1 tRNA gene is annotated in these 261 nt (G+C 52.5%); it reads right to left on the reverse strand.

The window, feature by feature from the left end:
• Positions 1 to 80: 80 nt before the first annotated feature.
• Positions 81 to 154: transfer RNA gene (locus HFE01_RS26740), tRNA-Met, on the reverse strand.
• Between the last annotated feature and the right edge of the window lie 107 nt (positions 155 to 261).

Consider the following 261-nt stretch of genomic DNA (forward strand, 5'->3'; position numbering starts at 1 on the left):
GATTCGAACCCTCGCACCACTTACGCAGTCTAACCCCTTAGCAGAGGGTCCCCTTATAGCCACTTGGGTATCTCTCCGAGTAGCGGCAGAGGGGATCGAACCCCCGACCTCACGGGTATGAACCGTACGCTCTAGCCAGCTGAGCTACGCCGCCACCTTATATATAAAATTCAGAAGTATTGAAATATGGCTCCCCGAACAGGACTCGAACCTGTGACAACTCGATTAACAGTCGAGTGCTCTACCAACTGAGCTATCAGG

This window comes from Paenibacillus sp. EKM10P (genome assembly GCF_011800655.1).
GTDB lineage: Bacteria > Bacillota > Bacilli > Paenibacillales > Paenibacillaceae > Paenibacillus > Paenibacillus polymyxa.